17 protein-coding genes are annotated in these 16192 nt (G+C 62.1%); 12 read left to right on the top strand and 5 right to left on the bottom strand.

Annotated features, from left to right (window positions below; all coding sequences use genetic code 11):
* Positions 1-17: 17 nt before the first annotated feature.
* Genes B5E56_RS04400 through B5E56_RS04410 form a run of 3 tightly spaced genes read right to left on the bottom strand, consistent with a single transcriptional unit; the run spans position 18 to position 3862 of the window.
* Positions 18-1442: a DUF1116 domain-containing protein gene (locus tag B5E56_RS04400; protein WP_087238033.1), complete on the bottom strand. Its 1425-nt coding sequence runs from the start codon at positions 1440-1442 to the stop codon at positions 18-20.
* Positions 1443-1461: 19 nt separating this feature from the next.
* Positions 1462-3018, bottom strand: coding sequence for an acyl-CoA synthetase FdrA (gene fdrA / locus B5E56_RS04405; RefSeq protein ID WP_242958763.1), 1557 nt, complete (start codon positions 3016-3018; stop codon positions 1462-1464).
* Positions 3005-3862, bottom strand: coding sequence for a DUF2877 domain-containing protein (locus B5E56_RS04410; protein WP_087388823.1), 858 nt, complete (start codon positions 3860-3862; stop codon positions 3005-3007). The genes fdrA and B5E56_RS04410 overlap by 14 nt, the downstream gene beginning before the upstream one ends.
* Before the next feature lie 225 nt (positions 3863-4087).
* Between B5E56_RS04410 and B5E56_RS04415 the strand changes: the two genes are divergently transcribed.
* Positions 4088-5710 (top strand): PucR family transcriptional regulator, encoded by a 1623-nt coding sequence (locus B5E56_RS04415; protein WP_158098665.1) that lies wholly within the window; start codon positions 4088-4090, stop codon positions 5708-5710.
* Positions 5711-5781: 71 nt separating this feature from the next.
* Here the strand turns inward: B5E56_RS04415 and B5E56_RS04420 are convergent, their stop codons facing one another.
* Together B5E56_RS04420 and B5E56_RS04425 are read right to left on the bottom strand one after the other, a co-directional pair.
* Positions 5782-6300, bottom strand: coding sequence for a nitroreductase family protein (locus B5E56_RS04420; RefSeq protein ID WP_087388803.1), 519 nt, complete (start codon positions 6298-6300; stop codon positions 5782-5784).
* A 25-nt stretch (positions 6301-6325) separates the two neighbouring features.
* Complete coding sequence (locus tag B5E56_RS04425; RefSeq protein ID WP_087388804.1) at positions 6326-6982, bottom strand: HAD family hydrolase; 657 nt, start codon at positions 6980-6982, stop codon at positions 6326-6328.
* A gap of 202 nt (positions 6983-7184) precedes the next feature.
* Between B5E56_RS04425 and B5E56_RS04430 the strand changes: the two genes are divergently transcribed.
* The 11 genes from B5E56_RS04430 (at position 7185) to B5E56_RS04475 (ending at position 16013) form a co-directional block, all read left to right on the top strand.
* A complete protein-coding gene (locus B5E56_RS04430; protein WP_206404955.1) occupies positions 7185-7634 on the top strand; it encodes a HutP family protein in 450 nt (149 codons plus the stop codon).
* Positions 7635-7815: 181 nt separating this feature from the next.
* Positions 7816-7956, top strand: a complete 141-nt coding sequence (locus tag B5E56_RS14705; protein WP_164496870.1) for a hypothetical protein — start codon at positions 7816-7818, stop codon at positions 7954-7956.
* 2 nt (positions 7957-7958) lie between these two features.
* Entirely contained in the window at positions 7959-9164 is a 1206-nt protein-coding gene (madB, locus tag B5E56_RS04435; protein WP_087388805.1) for a Na+-transporting malonate decarboxylase, carboxybiotin decarboxylase subunit, read from the top strand.
* Positions 9165-9196: 32 nt separating this feature from the next.
* Positions 9197-10867, top strand: a complete 1671-nt coding sequence (mdcA, locus tag B5E56_RS04440; RefSeq protein WP_087388806.1) for a malonate decarboxylase subunit alpha — start codon at positions 9197-9199, stop codon at positions 10865-10867.
* 15 nt (positions 10868-10882) lie between these two features.
* Entirely contained in the window at positions 10883-11209 is a 327-nt protein-coding gene (mdcC, locus tag B5E56_RS04445) for a malonate decarboxylase acyl carrier protein (protein ID WP_087388807.1), read from the top strand.
* Positions 11206-12168, top strand: a complete 963-nt coding sequence (locus tag B5E56_RS04450) for a biotin-independent malonate decarboxylase subunit beta (protein WP_087388808.1) — start codon at positions 11206-11208, stop codon at positions 12166-12168. Before mdcC ends, B5E56_RS04450 begins: the two co-directional genes overlap by 4 nt.
* Position 12169: 1 nt before the next feature.
* The gene (gene mdcE, locus B5E56_RS04455) at positions 12170-13045 is read left to right on the top strand and encodes a biotin-independent malonate decarboxylase subunit gamma (RefSeq protein ID WP_087388809.1); all 876 of its coding nucleotides are present in this window, start codon (positions 12170-12172) and stop codon (positions 13043-13045) included.
* The gene (locus B5E56_RS04460; protein WP_242958765.1) at positions 13014-14120 is read left to right on the top strand and encodes an acyl carrier protein; all 1107 of its coding nucleotides are present in this window, start codon (positions 13014-13016) and stop codon (positions 14118-14120) included. The genes mdcE and B5E56_RS04460 overlap by 32 nt, the downstream gene beginning before the upstream one ends.
* Entirely contained in the window at positions 14114-14809 is a 696-nt protein-coding gene (gene mdcG, locus B5E56_RS04465) for a malonate decarboxylase holo-[acyl-carrier-protein] synthase (RefSeq protein ID WP_087388811.1), read from the top strand. Before B5E56_RS04460 ends, mdcG begins: the two co-directional genes overlap by 7 nt.
* An 11-nt stretch (positions 14810-14820) precedes the next feature.
* Positions 14821-15030, top strand: a complete 210-nt coding sequence (locus B5E56_RS04470) for a biotin/lipoyl-containing protein (protein WP_087388812.1) — start codon at positions 14821-14823, stop codon at positions 15028-15030.
* 92 nt (positions 15031-15122) lie between these two features.
* Positions 15123-16013, top strand: coding sequence for a triphosphoribosyl-dephospho-CoA synthase (locus B5E56_RS04475; protein ID WP_087388813.1), 891 nt, complete (start codon positions 15123-15125; stop codon positions 16011-16013).
* Positions 16014-16192 lie beyond the last annotated feature (179 nt).

The following is a 16192-nucleotide window of genomic DNA, read 5'->3' on the forward strand; positions in this document are numbered from 1 at the left end:
GAATGAGTGGAATATGCTCAACCCCAGGCCTCGGCGCAGGCGGCGATGGCCTTGGTGAAGCAGCCCTCGGGGGGATTGACCAGACCGGCGCCGATCTGTCCCACGCCGTAGTCCTTGTGGGCGATGCCGGTGTTGATGATGGGACGGATGCCGGTCTCGATGACCTTCATAATGTCGATGCCGGTGGCGCTGCCCCGGAAGTCCAGGACGGGGATCTTGTAGGCATTGCCCTCGCCCACGGTGATCTCATACATCTGGGAGGAATAGTTGATGGCGTCCTGCACCTGCCCGCCCACGAACTGAACGATGGCGGGGGAGGCGGCCATACAGAAGCCGCCGATGCCGGTAGTCTCGGTGATGCAGCTGTCGCCCACGTCCCGGTTGGCGTCCTTCTCGGTGAAGCCGGGGAAGTAGAGGCCGCGGATGAACTCCGAGGGGGCGGTGAACCACTGATCCTTGCCCAGACCGGCGATGCGGATGCCGAACTCCGTGCCGTTGCGGCACATGGTGGCCACCACGGTGCTGTAGGGGATGTCGAAGATGGCGTCCATGGTGCTCTTGCAGGCAGGCATGGTCAGGTTGAGGAACACATGGTCGTTGTCGTTGAGGAACTTGAAGGCGGCCATCTGCTGTTCCTTGGGGAAGTGGGTGTTGTAGATGTCCTGGGCGATCTCCCGCAGGAGCAGGGACGTGCCGGCCTTGTTCCGGTTGTGGCCCTCGTCGCCCATCTGGAGGGCCTGGGCGATCATGACCTTCAGGTCGATCTCGCCGTGGAGCTCCAGGGCCTCCTTCAGCACGGGGTAATACACCTCCCGCATCCGGTGCAGGCGGTCAAACACCTCCTGGTCGCAGGCGCCGAAGCGGAGCACCTTGCCCAGGCCCTCGTTCATGGTGCAGTAGGCGTCAATGCCGAAGGTCTTGTTCACCACGTGCCACACGGGCATGGAGTAGGTGACGATGCCGGCCATGGGGCCCACCGCGTTGTGGTGATGGCAGGGGGAGAAGGTGATCTTCCCGCTGGCGGCCAGCTCCTCCGCCTCCTTCAGATCCTTGGCCAGGCCCTCGTAGATCAGGCCGCCCATCACAGCGCCCCGGACAGGGCCGCACATGTTCTCCCAGGTCACCGGCGGGCCGGCGTGGAGAATGGTGGTGGGGGTCATGCCGGGGATGGCCTCGCCGGCGGTGGACATGCCCACCAGCACGGGCTGGGCGGACAGGATGCGGGAGAGAGCCTCCTGGTTGGCCGCCTGGATCTTCTCATACAGCTCCGGCTGCTTCAGCTTGCGCAGATAGCCGGCAATCTTCTTGTCTCCGCCGGCGATGGGCTTCCAGTCCACGTGGACGGCGGGCTTGTCCTGCTTGACCAGATCCTGATAGAAGGACTCGATGCCGAAGTTGACTACGTTCAGTTTTTGTTCAAACAGCTCGTTAACCTTGCTCATTTCCAAACCTCCTGACGGATTACAGTCTGCGCAGGATCAGCTGCGCGAAGCGGGTGGCCTGGGCGTTGGTAGGCAGGACGATGGCCCCGGCATCCGCCAGCTTCATCTGGGTGGCGGAACGGCTCTGGGGGTCGCCCTCGGTACCGCAGACGGAGGCCACAATGGCCAGATGGCGGCCATTCTTGGAGGCCTCGGTCTTGGCCGCCCGGATAGCGTCAGCCAGGTCGGCGGCGGGATCCTCATGGGAGCCGTAGCCGATCACACAGTCCACCAGGATCACGGCCGCCTCGGGGTCAGACGCCTCCTGCACCACCCGCTCGGCGCGGAGGGAGGGGTCGATCATGGGGTGGGGACGGCCCACAGTGAAGGCGTCGTCGCCGAAATCTAAGAAGGTGTGGCGGACGGACGCAGCAGTGCGGGCGTTCTCCAGGTTGTCCTCCGGGTTCAGGGGAATGTTGGACTGGATGTGATCCAGCTCGCCGATGAGCAGCTTCATGGCCTCGTCACAAAGCGTGCCGCCGGTATAGAGGCCGCGAATGTACTTCTGGGTGGGAGCCATCTTGGCCGCCTCGGCAGCTGCCATCTGCTCGGCCTGCTGGACACCCATGGAGAAGGTGTCGAAGGTCTCCGGCGCTTCGCCCTTGGAGAGGGCCACGGCCTTGTGGGCGCAGTCCTCCAGGGAGCAGGCCGCCACCAGGCCCCGCTTCTCGATCTCGGTGGGGTCGCCGCCGATGAAGCAAACCACCACAGGCTTACCGCCGGCGGCTGCCTGATCCAGGATCTGGGCCGCGATTTCAGGTGCGGGGGGCTTGGAGACCATGGCGATGACCTTGGTCTTGGGATCGTTGATGAGCGCATCCAGGCAGAGCTTCATCATGATGCCGCCGATTTCACGGCGCAGATCCCGGCCGCCGGTACCCAGCAGCTGGGAGATACCGCCGCCCAGTTGGTCGATGATACAGGACACCTCCTGGGCGCCGGTGCCGGAGGCGCACACCATGCCGATGTCGCCGCTCTTGACTACGTTGGCGAAGGCCAGGGGGACATGATTGATGATGGCGGTGCCGCAGTCGGGGCCCATCATCAGCAGCTCCTTGGCCGCGGCATTCTCCTTGAGTTCCTTCTCCTCCTCGATGGTCACGTTGTCACTGAACAGCATCACATTGATGTTGTGGTCCAGGCAGCTCTGCGCCACGCCGGCGGCGTGGCGGCCAGGCACGGAGATGATGGCCATGTTCAGATCGGGGTTGACCTTCAGCGCGCCCTCCAGCGTGGGCGGGAAGTAGTCGCTCTTGCCCTTGGACGCCTTCTTGCTGAGCAGCTCATCCACCTTGGCCACCGCAGCGGCAAAGGCCTCGTCGCTGTCGCAGTCAGCGGCCACGAAGAAGTCGTTGGCGGTGACCTCCTCAAAGCCGGGGGCTGCCAGGTGCAGGGCCTTTACCAGCTCCTGGTTCAGGTCGGTGCCCATACCCACCAGCGCCTCGTTGACCCCGTCCACAGTCTTGACCTCCTTGGAGATGATCATCAGGGTCACCGAGTCGTAGTACGTGTTCTTGCGAACCTCAAGTTTCTTCAAGTCGTTTCCCTCCAGTTGTATTGGTGTCCAGAAGTCCAAAATAGAAGCCTGTCAGAAAATCACATCCAGAGCTGCTCCCAAAGCTGGCTACCCGCTCCATCGCGGTCCGGCGTTCCGCCGCCCCGCTGTCATGGCAGAGACAGCGCTTCAGTGCCAGGATGTCCTCGGAAAAATACCCTTTCCCCGCCCAGCGGAGCAGGTTTGCGCTGATGTCGTTGGTGGCTTCCGCCGCCGTTTCCGCCAGGAGAGCGGCCGTTCCATCCCTCCGAAAAGCAGACGGAAGGGCGGCCAGGTAGCCGCACAGCCAGTCGTCCGAGGAGGGGGTCAGGCCGGGCCCACAACCGGCGATCCGGCGCGCCGCCTGGCGCGCCCCGTCGGCTCCGCCTGCCCAGACCGCCCTTCGGAAAGCAAGCAGCCGGGGAGACAGAAATTCGGTCCAGGGGTTATCCGCCTCCTGAAAAGCCAGGGAGACCAACCCAGTGCCCCGGCGCCCGGAGAGAAAATCCAGAACGGGACGCTCGCTCCCCGGTGGCAGGAATGCCTCGTCGAGCCGCAGCTCCAGTCTCTGCGCCTGTTGAAACGAAATCAGCTTGGCGCCGTCCGCGAAAATGCCGTCCCGCCCGATGGTCAGAGAATACGCACCCAGCCTGGAGAAATCCATCGCCCGCTCCAGCACCGCCGAGCCCGGCTGCAGCCCCTTTCCGGGGGAAAGCAGCGTGAGCATCCCGGCGCCGGCAGACAGGTTGGCGGCATGCTGAAAGGCGGAGTGGAGCGATGCAGGACCCGGCTCCTGATGCAGGGAGCCCCACAGCGACGCGCAGATTTTCATCGCTCTGACCGGCATTCCCTCTCCTCCTTTCCCATCGTTCCGGTGTGGTTCCGACAGTCAAAAATCCGGCGGCAGTCCCGCCGCGCATCACCTCCGGTTGTGGTTATTTCCAGTTTGATTTTCCTTTGCTTTGTTACAATCCACATTATAAAAGTCGCCATACGGCGCTTCTATATTGACATTTTACAAATGCGATTTTATAATTTTGTCAGAATTTTTCCGGCACAGGAGATGGGTATCATGACAGAGATTGAGGAAATTTCATACTTTCCGGAGGTGTCCGAGGTCATCAGCCTTCCAGTGTTCCACGGCGCCAGGCTGCTGGGCGGAAGCGCGGGCCTGAACCGGACTGTGGAGGGCATCAACCTGAGCGATACCCCGGAGTATTACAAATGGCTCAGCAAGGGGGAGCTGATGGCCACCACCTGCTATGCCATCCACGACGATCCGGAGGCGGTGCGGGCCTTTCTCCCCAATCTGGCGGAAAAGGGGATCTCCGCCGTCTGTATCAAGCCGGCTCAGTACCTCAAGGAAATCCCGTCCTTCATGGTGGAGCAGGCCGACGCCTATGGCCTGCCCTTGCTGGAGCTGCCCGCCTCGGTACAGCTCTCCGAGCTGACCAAAGGCGTCTCCGACGAGCTGCTGCGCCGCCAGACCGCCCTGCTGCGCAGCACCCTCCAGGTCAATGAGATGCTCACCCGCACCATCATCGAGGGGGCGGGTCTTCCGGACATCGCCCGGATGATCTCCGAGCTGGCCGGAACCTCTGTTTTGATCCTGGACAACATCAACCATCGCAAGGCCCTGGCTGTTGCCAAGAGAGATCAGAATGTACTGGGCGTCCTTTCCCAGGAGAAGGCAATCAGCGCGGTGGTTGCCAATGCCCGGGTACACGAGCTGGAGGTAGGCGGGCACTCTTTCGGCTATTTATACCTCTACAGCTTTGACCACAGCACCTACCTCCAGAACGACATTTTGCACCAGATCCTCCAGACCATCCCCCTGGAGATCTCCCGGGAGCGTTCCGTGCAGGAGCGCAGTGACGACGGCTTTATCGCCTATCTGCGGCACATCTTCTCCGACCCGATCACCGACGAGGGCTCCGAGCGCCTGCGGGCCGCGGAATACGGCCTGAACCTGGAGTACAGCCACATACTGCTCCAGCTGGAGGTGGTGGAGCAGGACGCCTCCGGCGGCCACTATGCGGTGGAGTTCCAGCGCACCCTGCTGACCAGCAACCTGCTCTCCATGCTCACCAACCTGGCCCTCTCTCCCCGGCTGCTCCCCCTGGTGGACGGCTTCCTGGTGATGATGAGCGCCCCGGCCAACAGTGTGGATCTCAACCACCTCTCCGCCCGCTTCCCGGAGTATCTCCGCTCCCTGACACGGGAATATCCGGCCCTGCGCCTCACCGGCGGCTGCGGCAGGCCCCACACCGGCCTGGATGGCCTGATCCTCAGCCGTCGGGAGGCGGAGATCGCCCTGCGGGCCGCCGCCGGCCGGGACGGCGTCCTGCTGCGCTTTGAGGATCTGGGCGTGCTGCGCCTGATCTACGCCAAGGATACCGAGACGGAGATCGACCACTTTGTCCGGGAGAAGCTGGGGGAGCTGGTGGACGCCTCCCACCCCCGCAATGCCGAACTGATGAGGACTCTGTCCTCCTATTTCGACAACTTCGGCAACGTCAAGCGGATGAGCGAGGAGCTGTTTACCCACTACAACACCGTGGCCTACCGGCTGAAGAACGTGCAGGAGCTCACCGGGGCCGATTTCCGCAAGGCCACGGATCGCTTTGAGGTGGAGCTGGCCCTCTACCTGTACGACTTCCAGAAGCGGCAGCGGGAGGACTTAAGCAGCAAATAAGTACATAGGCATGCAGCAGAACAGGGCGGGGCCCTTCCGTTTTGGAAGGGCCCCGCCCTGTTTGCGCTATTTTACAGCTTGACGATATAGTTCTGCTTCCTGGGGGCCGCCTCAACTGGCTCCTGGGCGGCATAGCCCAGCGCCACGGCGCCCACACCCCGCAGCGTCTCCGGGAGCCCCCACTCCCGCAGCAGGGCTTTCCCCTTCTCATTGTCAAACATCTCCCGCTCCCGGTGGACCCACACGGTGGCCAGCCCCATGGCGTGGGCGGCCAGCATCAGGTTTTCCAGGACGCAGGTGCCGTCCTCCACAAAGGTGTTCCCCTCGGCCAGAACCAGCACCACCACCGGTGCGCCGTAGTAGGGGTCGGAATCCCCGCCCATAATTTCAGCGTTCATGGCGGAGAGCTCGCTCCGCAGCTTAGAATCCCGCACCGCGATGATTACCGGGGACTGGCGTCCGCCGCCGGTGGGGGCATAGGTGCCCGCCTCCAGCACCTTGTCCAGTACGTCCTCCGGCACGGCGTCGGGCCGGTAGGAGCGGCAACTGCGGCGAGTTTTGATCAGGGTCAGCATTTCCTCGTGGTTCATAGTTAAATTCCTCCTGTTTCGTATTTCAATATATAGATAAAAGTATCTGCTCCAGCTCCGCCACGGAGTGGGCGATGGCCGGGGCTCCGGCGGAGAGAAGCTCCTCCTCGCTTCCATAGCCAAAGGTGACACCGACAGCGTCGATGCCGGCCTGCCGCGCCCCCTCTACGTCGTGCCGGCGGTCTCCCACCAAGACGGCCATTCCGCTTGCGGGCATAGGGCACCGGGAGAGGGCATAAGTGACAACCTCGTGCTTTTTGCTGCGGCTGCCGTCCAGTTCGCTGCCAGCGATTACCTGAAAACAATCGTCCAGCCCATAGTGGCGCAGGATCTGGCAGGCGAACACCTCCGGCTTTGAGGTCGCCACGGCCAGAACTTTCCCAGCCGCCCGCAGATGGGCCAGCAGTTCCGGGATCCCGTCGTAGACCCGGTTTTCCAGCATGCCCTTCTCCTGATAGTACTCCCGATAGTGCTCCACTGCTTCGGCGGCTTGACTGGCGGAAAACCTGCAGAACTCCTGAAAGCCCTCTGCCAGCGGCGGGCCGATAAAGCGGTTCAGCTCCGCCGTGCTCATCTGAATTCCATAATAGTTCAGGGCGTGGGCCACAGAATTTCGGATGCCCTCCCCGGGATCCGTCAGGGTTCCGTCCAGATCAAACAGAATGGGATTGTATGATTTCACAGGTTACCTCCCAAACAGAGATTTCCGTCGGCCATTCCTTGGCCGCCTCCGTTAGCTCTGCTTTTACAGGCAGGATTGTAGCACCGACAGGGCGGAAAGTGTCCCTAAAAAGCCGGATTGGTTTTTGTGGAGATTTGTGATTGTTTTGCCCCACCCATTCGACTATCGTAATAAGCGTCCACAGCAGCGGGAGGTGAGGCACATGCCGGAGGACATCTTTACGGACGAGACGTTGCCCCTAAGCCAGAACGGGGTGGGCTTCAATGCCCTGCGGCTGGCTATGACACGAACCCTGGCGGAGGAGGAGGAACTGAAGCGGCGCTATGGGCAGGCAGGACTCCGATTTGTGGTGACTGAGGTAGGCGGCAACACCAAGCGGGACTTTCAGGAGAAGGTCAGCCGGGCGGTATTCGGCGCCGCGCTGAACGCGGGGGTGATTGAGAAGGAGCCCCATGAGGTCCATGCCCTGATCCACGCTGCGGAGGAGGCCAAGCACGGCACCATTGTGAACACCTCCTCCGAGTCCAATCTGGCGGTGAAGATCGCCATCGTCCGGGAGCACCACTGGATCGCGGTGGCCATGTTCGGGGAGTCGGCCATCCACCCCATCACCAGCCACCAGCGCTGCGGCCTGGGCGTTATGAACATCTGAAAAAAGGCTCTGTCCTTTTTTCATAGAGAGAACGAGAGTATGTTGGAACACACGGGAGACACGAAGCCATGTGAGTTCGTCGAGTGTGAGAGAAGCCGCCGGAATGTCTCCGGCGGGGCTGCGGCTCCCTCCGCGGCAGGCCCGTTCCTGCTGCAGACAGAATGGAGGTAAGAGATCAATCATGAATCCCATCACCTATTCCCTATTCGCATACGGATTGACCGCAGTGATCTCGTATGTGGTGATCGCCATTATCGTGGCTATCAACGCATGTATGAGCCGCTCCCATAAGAAGGGTACCGGCGGCAGGAAGGAGGGCTGACCGTGGAACTGCTGACAACCCTCTTCCCGGGCATCGGCACGATGCTGGCGCAGGAGCCGGCCATCGCCATCGCCCGTGTAGTGCTGATCGTGGCCGGCTTCATCCTGGCCTACATGGGCTTCACACGCAAGCTGGAGCCCCTCATCATGGTTCCCATGGGGCTGGGCATGATCTGCGTCAACGCCGGCGTGCTCTTCCTCAGCGACGGCTCCATCGGCACCCTGCTGCTGGATCCCCTGGTCAGCGATCCCACGGAGCTGATGAACATCCTGCAGGTCAACTGCTTCCAGCCCATCTACAACTTCATGTTCTCCAACGGGCTCATTGCCTGCCTGGTGTTCATGGGCATCGGCGCCCAAAGCGAGATCAGCTTCCTTCTGGCCAAGCCCTGGACCAGTATCACCATTGCCCTGTTTGCAGAGTTGGGTACCTTTGTCACACTGGCGGTTGGCATGGGTTTTGGCCTGGAGCCGGGCCAGGCGGCGGCAGTGGCCACTATCGGAGGTGCTGACGGCCCCATGGTGCTGTTCACCTCTCTCATCCAGGCTCCGGAGCTGTTTGTACCCATCTCTATCATCGCGTATCTGTATCTGAGCCTGACCTACGGCGGCTATCCCTACCTGATCCGCCTGCTGGTGCCCAAGAAGTACCGCGGCATTGACGTGGAGGTCTATCCCCCCGAGGTACCCCAGAAGACCAAGTTCATCTTCTGCGTGGTGGTGTGCGGCGTGCTCTGCCTGCTGCTGCCCATGGCCGCTCCCCTGATCCTCTCCTTCTTCATCGGCGTGGCCGTCAAGGAGGCGGAGATCCTCCCCTTCCAGGAGCTGCTGGAAAAGGGCATCCTGTACTTCTCCACCTTCTTCCTGGGCCTCACCCTGGGCATCCTGTGCGAGGCATCCACCCTGCTGGACACCGCCGTCATCAAGATCCTGATCCTGGGCATCCTGGCCCTGGCCATCTCCGGTGTGGGCGGCCTGGTAGGCGGCTGGGTGATGTACCTGATCAAGAAAAAGAACTTCAACCCGGTCATCGGCATCGCCGGCGTGTCCTGTGTGCCCACCACCGCCAAGCTGGCCCAACATGCGGCGGCGGATGAGAACCCCTTCGCCGTAATCCTGCCTGTGGCCATGGGCGCCAACATCTGCGGCGTGATCACCAGCGCCATTGCGGCGGGCGTGTTCGTCACCACCATCGGTCTGGTGGGCTGACCCGCAGCGGCGCATAGAGAGGAGTCATTGCAATGCAAGAGACACAACAGCGTCAATGGGACACCCTGCGGCAGGATACCGCCCAGCGGCTGGCCGCCGCGGAGGAGATCACAGGCCCTGGCAAGCTCGTGCGCGCCAAGGATGTGGTAAAGCTGCTGGAGGCCGTCATCCGTCCCGGCGACAAAATCAACCTGGAGGGCAATAACCAGAAGCAGGCCGATTTTCTGGCCGAGCGGCTGTGCCGGGTGGATCCTGAGAAGATCCACGGGCTGCACCTGGTGCAGTCCGCCATCGCCCTGGACAGCCACACCAAGCTCTTTGAGAAGGGCATCGCGGAGAAGATCGACTTCTCCTACTCCGGCGCCCAGGCCGGAAAGCTGGCCCAGGCCGTGCAGGAGGGCAAGGTAAAGCTGGGGGATATCCACACGTATCTGGAGCTCTTCGGCCGGTATTTCATCGATCTGGTTCCCCGGGTGGCCCTGGTGGCCGCCTATCAGGCGGACAAGGACGGCAACCTCTACACCGGCTCCAACACGGAGGACACCCCCGTCATCGTGGAGGCCACCAAGTTCAAGCAGGGCATTGTGATTGCCCAGGTCAACGAGGTGGTGGACCACCTCCCCCGGGTGGATATCCCCGGGGATTGGGTGGACTTCGTGGTGCAGTCCCCCCGCCCCTTCTACCTGGAGCCCCTGTTTACCCGGGATCCCGCGCTGATCACCGACGCCCAGATCCTGCGGGCCATGATGGCCATCAAGGGCATCTACGCCGAGTACGGCGTCCAGACCGTCAACCACGGCATCGGCTTCGACACGGCGGCGATTGAGCTGCTGCTGCCCACCTACGGCGAGGAGCTGGGGCTGAAGGGGAAAATCTGCACCTCCTTCGCCCTCAATCCCCACCCCACCCTGATCCCCGCCATCGAGAGCGGCTGGGTCAAGAATATCCACTGCTTCGGCGGTGAGCTGGGCATGGAGGAGTATGTGAAGGCCCGGCCCGACGTGTTCTTCGTGGGCCCGGACGGCAGCCCCCGTTCCAACCGCACCTACGCCCAGATCGCCGGCCACTACGCCGTGGATCTGTTCATCGGCGGCACCCTGCAGATCGACGAGGACGGCAACAGCTCCACCGCCACCGCCAGCCGCATCGCCGGCTTCGGCGGGGCGCCCAACATGGGCTGTGACCCCCATGGCCGCCGGCACGCCAGTGAGGCGTGGCTCAAGTGCGGCGCGGAGTCCGGTATGGCGGCGTTCACTCTGGGCGGTATGCCCCGGGGCAAGCGCCTGGTGGTGCAGCTCCAGGAGACCTTCCGGGAGAAGATGGCCCCCGGCTTTGTGGAGCGGCTGGACGCCTGGGAGCTGAAGGAGAAGGCCGGTCTGGCCCTTCCCCCGGTGATGATCTACGGCGACGATCTGACCCACATCGTGACAGAGGAGGGCATCGCCTATCTGCACAAGTGCCGCAGCCTGGAGGAGCGCCGGGCGGCCATCCGGGCGGTGGCCGGCTATACCAAGGTCGGCCTCAAGGCCGATCCCGAGGAGACCCGGGCCCTGCGGGCCGACGGGATCGTCAAAACCCCGGAGGATCTGGGCATCGACCCGGCCAGGGCCAACCGGAGCCTGCTGGCGGCAAAGAACGTCCGTGATCTGGTCAAGTGGTCCGGCGGGCTGTATCAGCCCCCCGGCAAATTCAAAAACTGGTAAGGAGGGGGATGTACCATGGCATTACAGCATTTGGAATTCTCCTATGCGGGTACGCCGGGCGCCGCCATCCCGATGGAGTGGTTCCACAGCGGCGTGGTGGGCTCCGGCGATATGGAGGTGCTCCTGACCCGAAGGGAGCAGCAGGGCAGAGTCACCGTCAAGGTCTGCACCCCGGTGCGCGGCTTTGACCAGGTGTGGGACAAGGTGCTGGCCCGTTTTGTCCAGGAGAGCGGCTGCGGGGATCTGGAGCTGGAGATCAACGACAACAACGCCACTCCGTTTATCGTCAGCCTCCGCCTGAAGCAGGCCCTGCAGGAGGCGAGAGGAGGCGAGCCGGCATGAGCTGTGGAAATGGACAGAATATGAGTTTTTTGGAGGCCAATGCCAGACAGCGGGCCAACTGGCTGGTGGACGAGGGGAGCTTTACAGAGCTTCTTGACCCCCAGGACCGCATGACCAGCCCCCACTTGCCCGCCCTGGGCGAGGCGGTGAGCTTCGACGACGGCGTGGTCACCGGTGTGGGACGCATCGGGACCCGCCCGGTCTTTGTGATCTCCCAGGAGGGGCGATTCATCGGTGGCGCGGTGGGCGAAGTCCACGGAGCCAAAATGGTGGGCATTTTTCGCCTGGCTCTGGAAGCATATGAGGCAGCTGCGGAAAAGCACCCGGACGATTTGGACGCGTACCGCCCGGTGGTGGTGATCTCCTTTGAGACCGGCGGCGTCCGCCTGCACGAAGCCAATGCAGGTCTGCTGGCTCACGCGGAGGTAATGGATCTGATCCAGGACACCAAGGGTAAGTTGCCGGTGATCTCCCTAATTGGCAGCAAGGTGGGCTGCTTCGGCGGTATGGGCTTTGTGGCTGCCGCCACAGATGCCATCATCATGAGTCCCCAGGGACGTCTGGGGCTGACCGGCCCGGAGGTAATCGAGCAGGAGATGGGCAAGGAGGAATTTGACGCCTCTGACAAATCACTGATCTCTCGTACCACCGGTGGCAAGCACAAATACATTATGCAGGACTGCAACATCCTGGTGGAGGACAAAGTGGCGGATTTCCGGCGGGCCCTGTGTGAATTGCTGTCCAAACCTTACGAGGAGATATGTTCCTGCCGCCGCATCGGCTCCTATGAGCTGGTAAAGGAGCAGATGAACCTGGTGGCTCTGGCTGCGGAGTTGAACCCCGGAGATGCTAAGGACGTGTGGCGCTACTACGGAAACGAACATCCGGAGCAGTTGCCCGAGCTGGAGACGGCGGAGTTCCTGAGCGTGGTACACCGCCGCCCCAAGGAGGTGCATTGACATGGAATCAATGATCGGTCACGGTCGGGATGCCATTTCCATGATTGTGGATCCCGGCAGCTTTGCGGAAAACTGGGTAGGCGCGGCCCAGATGCCGGAGGGCTACGGCCCCGGCGCCGTGGTGGGCACCGCCAGCCTCAACGGCAGGCCTGTCACTATCCTGGCCAATGACGCTCAGGCCGTCAATCCCCGTTTCCCGGTGGTCTATTTCGGTGTCATCGGTATGGAAGAAGCCTACAAAATGGCTTCCGCTGTCTATGAATCCATTCTGGCTGACCGGGACAAGCCTGTGGGAGAAAAACGGCCCCTGCTGCTGATTGTGGACACCCCGGGCAACGGTCCCGGCAAGGTGGAGGAGATCTTCGGCATGAACAAGGCCACCGGCGCCTATCAGCTTGCCCTGGCGGAGGCGCGGAAGGCGGGCCATGCGGTGATCGCCATGGTCATCGGCCGGGCCATCAGCGGCGCGTTCCTGTGCCACGGCCTTCAGGCGGATCACATCCTGGCCTTGCCCAAGGAGTGCGGCACCATGATCCATGTGATGCCCCTGACCAGCATCTCCCGCATCACCAAAATGGACATCGAGCGGCTGGAGGAGCTCTCCCAGGAGAGCCCGGTGTTCGCCGCCGGCGTGGATTTCTTCTACCGCCTGGGCGGCGTGGAGGAGATCGTCCCCGCCCCGGAGGGTATGCGGGACGCCCTGGCCCGGCATGTGGAGCTGGTGGAGGCCCTGAAGCGCGAGGGGCACTATGAGCAGACCGGCCCCTGGAGCCGGGGCGCTCTGGGCGCGGAGCGGGGCGGGCGGACAACCCGTCCGGAGGTGCTCCGACGGATGGCGGAGGAGTTTGCCGCGGTATCCTCCTCCTATCTCGCCTGACATGGGTGCCGGAGCGGAGCTGCGCCGGGCCCTGCTGGAGTTCGGCACGGGCCCGCTCCTGGCCGAGATGCCCCGCCGCACCCTGGCGGACAAGGGCATCGCCGGCCCCACGGCGGCCCATGTGATTGAGGAGCTCCACACCCCGCTGAACCTGGCCTATACGACCTTTACCACAGGCACCACCGCATTCCAGACCCCTGTGGGCGTCACCTGGCAGGAGCTTCCTGACCGCGCGGCGGCCGGTGTCCGGGCCCTGGAGCGGTGCGGCGTCCCCCGGGGCGCGGAGCTTCTGGTGACCTACCCGCCGCTGGTCAATGTATTCAGTCGGCAGGCCCTGGAGGAGTATGGCTCGAAGGCCCGCTTCATCCTGCGCCCCTCCAGGGACGCGCTGCTGGCCGAGCTGTGCAGCGGTGCCCGCTTTGTGGTGGGGGAATCCTCCTTCCTGCGGGCAGCTCTGCAGGACGCACACCGGCTGGGCCTGTCCCGCGAGCTGCCGGAGAACCTGGTGCTCATCGCCGCCGGCACCCCGCTGGATCCGGAGCTGGCTAATGAGGCCGCTAGGCTACCCGGCGCGCGGGTTCACGATCTGTACGGCTGCCAGGAGTTTGGCTGGCTGGTATTGGACGGAGCCCCCCTGCGGTCAGATATCACCCTGTGCTGGGATCCGGAGGATGCGGACAGGCACCACCTGCTGGTGGGCGGACTCCCCACGGGAGACTGTTTCCGACTGGGGGCGCACCCACTGAACCCGGAGGGCGCCATCTGCACCAACACCAAGGTTCGTTCCTCCCTGGAGCTGGAGACCACCCTGCTGGCAGGGAATGTCTCCAGCCGGGAGACGGCGCTCCGCACAGCCCGCACCATCCTGCGCATTAAGTCCCGCATCGTCCGGGTATCCCCAGAGTATGTCTGCGGGGCAGAGCGGACGAGGCTGGCGGTGGGGCCGCCCGGCGGCCCGCCCCTGCTGGAGCTGGAGGGCCCGGAGGCCACCCGCATGCTGGACACGCTGGCACAGGCCCAGCGGCAGTACCAGCGGCAGGCCAAGACCGATCCGGTCTGGAGGAAGAAATGCTGACAGAAATTCCGCGCCGCCATACGCTGCTCCGCCTCTCCAGAGCCGGGGAGGAGTCCCTCTGGCTCCGCAGAGAGACCGTCTACCCCGATCCCGCCGCCTGGGAGGCGGTTTGGGAGCGATTCCGCGGCATCCCTGTGATCACCCGGCGGCGGGCCGCCCCCGGGGAACTGATTCCTGTGGGGGTATCTCTCCCCATCCGGCGGGACGGCGGGCGATGGCGCATGGCCTCACAGGTGCCTTTGGACGGGGTAACGCAGGCCATTTCCGCCGTACAGGCGGCGGAAATGTGCGCAGAAGGCTCTTTGCCCTTCAGCCGCCTGATGGCGCACTTGCTCCGTCAGGCACCCCGGTATGGGGCCGCGGCGGGCCTGTTCGGCTCCGCCGCCCTGGAGACGGTTACGGGTCTGCCCTACTGCCACGCCGGTTCCGATCTAGACGTACTGCTCCTGCCCCAAGAGGACGCAGATCTCCCGGCTCTGGGCGGTTTGCTGCGCCGGCTGGAGGAGAAATGGGGCCTGCGCATAGACGCAGAGGTGGCCCTGGGCAGTGAGCGGTATGGAAAGCTGGCGGAGCTGCTGTCCGGCTCTGGCACCATCCTGGTCAAAGGCGGTTCAGCCCCTGTTTTGTGTTCCACCCGCGCTGTCCTGGCATCTCTGGGCAGCGGCGGTAAATCAATTTTGAAAAAGTGAGGTTATCAGTTATGGAAATCAAGGCACGTGTTCCCGGTATGATCGTGGATGTGAAAGTCAATGAGGGCGACCATGTGGAGGTCAAGGATGTGCTGATGGTTATGGAGGCCATGAAAATGGAACAGCCGATTCCCAGCCCGGTGGCCGGCGAAGTGGTAGAGCTTCGCGTACAGAAGGGTGATCGAGTCCGGAGCGGTGACGTGCTGGCCGTTGTAGAATAATTTTCTGCTCACACAGCAAGTAGACAGGGTCGTGCCGTGCGTCATGCGCAGGTGCGGCCCTGTTTTCAATCTCCACAGGAGGTATATTTCCTATGACAGTGAACGTGAAGCGGCCTAAAACAGATACGGTGGAACGAACTGCTGCTTTTGTGGCGCAGCAGGCCACACGCAGTCTCCTGTATGAGGTGAGCATTACCCCAAAGCCGGGCCTAGTGGATCGCATAGATAGCGGGGCCCATACTGATATGGATTTTTTCACATATCTAGACAGTTCGGTGGCGCTGACGGAATATTTTCGCTTGGCCTATCTGGAAAGTAGGGTGCATAGTCATTTGCCTGCTCCAGAACTGTTTTCGCACTTGAGGGAGTTGGGATTGCAGGCAGAACAGCAGATGTACGAAGCCACTGGCGGGGTAAATACTCATAAAGGGAGCATTTTTACGCTGGGACTACTTTGTGGTGGACTCGGCTGCCTTGCCGGAAGAGGGATATATACGAATGAAGCTAACCTGTTACACCTTTGTAGCCAGATGGTTACTCCGGCATTTACAGCTGAATTGAATGAAATGGACATTGAGGCAGCAAAAACCGGTGGCGAGCGTTATTACGCTGTTACTGGGTTTGCGGGGATCCGAGGTGAGGCGGTGAATGGCTACCCCAGCCTGCTGCACTGTGGATTACCTGCGCTTCGGCGGGCATTGTCTCAAGGGCATTCCATGAATGACGCAGGAATTATTGTCCTGTTGGAGTTAATGTGCTGTGTTCATGACTCCAATCTATTTGTGCGATGCGGTGCAGAAAAGCAACAACAACTTGCTTATATGGCCAGGGATATTTTGGATGACCACCATTTGGATTTGGGCCGAGTTGCACAGCTAAATGAAAAGTGTGTGCGGGATCGGGCAAGCCCAGGGGGATGTGCTGACCTGCTAGCAGCAACTTTTTTTCTGTATTTTTATTTTTCATATCCCCGGAGATTGTAGAAACGTATTATTAGATGAATATATATAAAATGATGTATACCACCAGAATGACAAATAATCTGTGTTTGTCAAACGAAAATGTGAGCAAAAGGGCCCCAAAAAAGTGAGCACCTTCAGCACCAGATTTCATGTCGTGAGCAATGTTTTTCCCAAGTACCAAATGCTCACCTTTTGAGTAC

The sequence above is a fragment of the Flavonifractor sp. An112 genome (assembly GCF_002161085.1).
Lineage (GTDB): Bacteria > Bacillota > Clostridia > Oscillospirales > Oscillospiraceae > Flavonifractor > Flavonifractor avicola.